The organism is Clostridium sp., assembly GCF_030532265.1.
Taxonomy (GTDB): domain Bacteria; phylum Bacillota; class Clostridia; order Clostridiales; family Clostridiaceae; genus Clostridium.
In genome coordinates, this window is the sequence record NZ_JAUNLM010000106.1 from 1 (window position 1) to 3,589 (window position 3,589).

Consider the following 3,589-nt stretch of genomic DNA (forward strand, 5'->3'; position numbering starts at 1 on the left):
CATTTTGTGGGGTTTATTTAAACTCTATAGCGTTTGCTAATAGAGTGGTATGGGCAAATTTATTTTATTTATTTGTTAATATAATTATAACTAAAATAAAAAAATAAATCAAATAAAAAGATATATTTTTACTGTTTGTTAATATATAGTTTAAAATGTATTTAAAAATAGAAAATTGTATTTATTAATAAAGTTATAAATAAGTTATTATTTATTATTATGATAGCTTATTTATGATAAAATGTAGTTTATTAATTAAATGAAGGAGTAGAAAATTTATGTTAAAAATAGAGAAAAAAACACATTTAAAAGATACACCAGAATATGAAGGGTATACAGAAAATATAGCTAAGCTTACAAAGAAAGAACAAAGTGAATTAGGAATAAGACAGTGTAATTGTAAATGCAAAAATAAAAATAAATAAAAATAAGAAAAATTTTATTATTTGATAAGATTTATATTATATAATAAATATCAATAGTTAATAAAATTAGGAGGGAATATTTTGGCGAAACCAAGTATTTTTAGTAAAGATTACGAAAGAAAAATGAAAAAAAGAAAAATAAAAATAACTATAGGCGTTATTTTAGCGGCCATAATAACAGGTATACTAATTTATAAGCTTAAAATAGAAGATATGGATTTTTCAAATGTAAGGTCAAAATTACAAGCGTGGGTTGATAGTGATAGTAAAAACAACAATAATAAGCCTGAAACGCCAAAAGAAATAGTTGAGGAAGCTCCTCCAAAGCAAGAAGAAGTTAAAGAAGAAGCTCCAAAGAAAAAAGAACTTGAAGTAAAGCTTAGTAAAAATGATACTATAAAATGTGAATACGAAGAAAAAGATAATAAAAAAGAATTTATAAGAATAGAAGATAAAAAGGGAATAAGCTATGATATATCTCCTGATAAACAAATGATTTTAGTTTTAGATAAAGATCAAAATTTGAAAATAATTGATATAGATGGCAAAATTAAAGATATAACAAGAAAAGAATATATTTCAACTAAACGAGAAAAATATTCAAAAGATGTTATGTTAAATAAATATAAGGGTTATATATGGCATTCACAAGCTAAATTTATAGATAATGAAAATATCGCTTATGTAAGTAACTTACCTTACTTTGGAAGTGCAGCAAAGAAACAATATATTTGGATATATAATTTGAAAAATGAAACTCAAAAAATTGTACCAAAGTCTGGTGGTAAAAATATAGAGTTTGGAAAAGTTGTAGATAAAAAAGGAATGGAAGTTAAAATTGACAAAACTGAATATATATTAAACAATAAGGGAAGTATTTTAATTGATAATACTTCAAAATAACTATATATAACAAATGGTTTGATAATAAGTAGAAATTTATGTTATAATAACCTAGTTAATAAATGTGATTAAAGAACTATTTTAGGAGGAAGAGCAAATGGAAGCTAAAATGGAAAAGATAGAAGCTAATGTTGTTAAATTTGAAGTAAAAGTAGAGGCAGAAAAATTTACTGCCGCTTTAAATAAAGCATACAACAAAAATAAAAATAGATTCAGTGTACCTGGATTCAGAAAAGGTAAAGTGCCAATGGCAATGGTTAAGAAGCACTACGGAATAGAAGTACTTTTTGAAGATGCTATAAACACTGTAATAAATGAAACATATCCAAAATTAATAGAAGAAAACAACTTAAGACCAGTTGATTTCCCAAAAGTAGATGTTTTAGAAGTTGGAGAAGGTAAAGATTTAGTTTATACTGCTGAAGTTACTTTATATCCAGAAATCGAACTTGGAGAATACAAAGGATTAAATGTAGAAAAGAAAGAAGTTGTTGTTGAAGATTCAGAAATTGAAGCACAATTAAAAAATATGCAACAACAAAATGCTAGAATAGAAACTAAAGAAGATGGAGCTATCGAAAAAGGTGATATAGCTGTTATAGATTTTAAAGGATTTATAGATGGAGTTGCTTTTGAAGGTGGAGAAGGACATGATTATTCATTAGAAATTGGATCAGGTTCATTCATAGATAACTTTGAAGATCAATTAATTGGATTAAGTGTTGAAGAAGAAAAAGAAGTTAAAGTTACTTTCCCAGAAAACTACGGAAGAGAAGAATTAAATGGTAAAGAAGCTACTTTTGAAGTTAAAGTAAAAGAAATAAAAGTTAAAGAATTACCAAAGTTAGATGATGAATTTGCTAAAGAAGTATCAGAGTTTAATACTTTAGATGAATTAAAAGCAGATATCAAAGGAAAAATTGAAGAAACTAAGAAAGCTTCATTAGAAAGAGAATACGAAGATGCTTTAATAACAGCTGTTATTGAAAATTCAAAAATGGAAGTTCCAGAAGTAATGGTAGAAAAAGAAATAGATAACATGGTTAGAGATCTTGAAAATAGATTAAAATACCAAGGATTATCATTAGAGCAATACATGCAATTCACTGGAAGCACTGAAGAAAAAATGAGAGCTTATATGAAAGAAAATGCAGATAAGAAAGTTAAAGCTGACTTAGTTTTAGAAGCAATAGCTAAAGCTGAAAAAATAGAAGCTACAGAAGAAGAAGTTAAAGAAAAAGCTACTGAAATAGCTAAAATGTATGCAGGAGATGAAGCTGAAAAAATGGCTGAAATGTTAATGCAAACTCAAAAAGCTATGATAGAAAGAGATATCGTTATTGCAAAAACAATAAAGTTATTAGAAGATAACTGCAAATAGTTTTGATATATTAAAATTTAATAAATGTAACTATAAGATAATTGCCAGAAAAGTATTTTCTGGCAATTATTTCAAATAAAAATATTAACAAAAGAATAATCTTAGAGTATAATTTTATTTAAGTTACATTAAAAAGGAGGGAACGATTATGAGTTTAGTTCCAATGGTTGTTGAACAAACTAATAGAGGAGAAAGAAGTTATGATATCTTCTCAAGACTATTAAAAGATAGAATAATAATGATTAATGGTGAAATAAATGATGTTACTTCAAATTTAGTAGTAGCACAATTATTATTTTTAGAAAGTGAGGATCCAGATAAGGATATTTATGTTTACATAAACAGTCCAGGAGGATCAATAACATCAGGTATGGCTATATATGATACTATGCAATATATAAAGCCAGATGTTTGCACTATATGTATAGGAATGGCTGCATCAATGGGAGCTTTCTTGCTTTCATCAGGACAAAAAGGAAAAAGATATGCTCTTCCAAATGCTGAAATAATGATACACCAACCATTAGGTGGATTCCAAGGTCAAGCAACAGACATTGATATACATGCAAAGAGAATTCTAAGAATAAAAGATAAATTAAATCAAATACTAAGTGAAAATACAGGTAAACCTTTAGAGCAAATAAAAGCAGATGTTGAAAGAGATTACTTCTTAGAAGCAGATGAAGCTATGGAATATGGATTAGTTGATAAAGTTATAACTAAGAATGAAATAGAAAAAGCTTAAGGTTTGCCATACAGTGAGGTGAAAATATGGCTAAATATGAAGAAAAGAAACAATTAAAGTGTTCTTTTTGTGGTAAAGGTCAAGATCAAGTTAAAAGATTAATAGCTGGTCCTGGAGTATATATTTGTGATGAAT

The 3,589-nt window shown here is 26.4% G+C and carries 5 protein-coding genes; all 5 read left to right on the top strand.

The window, feature by feature from the left end; translation table 11 throughout:
• Positions 1 to 278 precede the first annotated feature (278 nt).
• A complete protein-coding gene (locus tag Q4E08_RS11845; protein ID WP_303131186.1) occupies positions 279 to 425 on the top strand; it encodes a hypothetical protein in 147 nt (48 codons plus the stop codon).
• Positions 426 to 506: 81 nt separating this feature from the next.
• The gene (locus Q4E08_RS11850) at positions 507 to 1,328 is read left to right on the top strand and encodes a hypothetical protein (RefSeq protein ID WP_303131187.1); all 822 of its coding nucleotides are present in this window, start codon (positions 507 to 509) and stop codon (positions 1,326 to 1,328) included.
• Positions 1,329 to 1,425: 97 nt separating this feature from the next.
• Positions 1,426 to 2,709, top strand: a complete 1,284-nt coding sequence (tig, locus tag Q4E08_RS11855; protein WP_303131188.1) for a trigger factor — start codon at positions 1,426 to 1,428, stop codon at positions 2,707 to 2,709.
• A 148-nt stretch (positions 2,710 to 2,857) separates the two neighbouring features.
• Positions 2,858 to 3,454: an ATP-dependent Clp endopeptidase proteolytic subunit ClpP gene (gene clpP, locus Q4E08_RS11860; RefSeq protein ID WP_303131189.1), complete on the top strand. Its 597-nt coding sequence runs from the start codon at positions 2,858 to 2,860 to the stop codon at positions 3,452 to 3,454.
• A gap of 26 nt (positions 3,455 to 3,480) precedes the next feature.
• Positions 3,481 to 3,589 (top strand): ClpX C4-type zinc finger protein (locus Q4E08_RS11865; RefSeq protein WP_303131191.1); only part of this gene is annotated, 109 nt, incomplete at its 3' end.

Coding starts and splice junctions, on each gene's coding strand:
- Q4E08_RS11845 (WP_303131186.1), top strand. CDS start 279: ATGTTAAAAATAGAGAAAAAAACACATTTAAAAGATACACCAGAATAT.
- tig (WP_303131188.1), top strand. CDS start 1,426: ATGGAAGCTAAAATGGAAAAGATAGAAGCTAATGTTGTTAAATTTGAA.
- clpP (WP_303131189.1), top strand. CDS start 2,858: ATGAGTTTAGTTCCAATGGTTGTTGAACAAACTAATAGAGGAGAAAGA.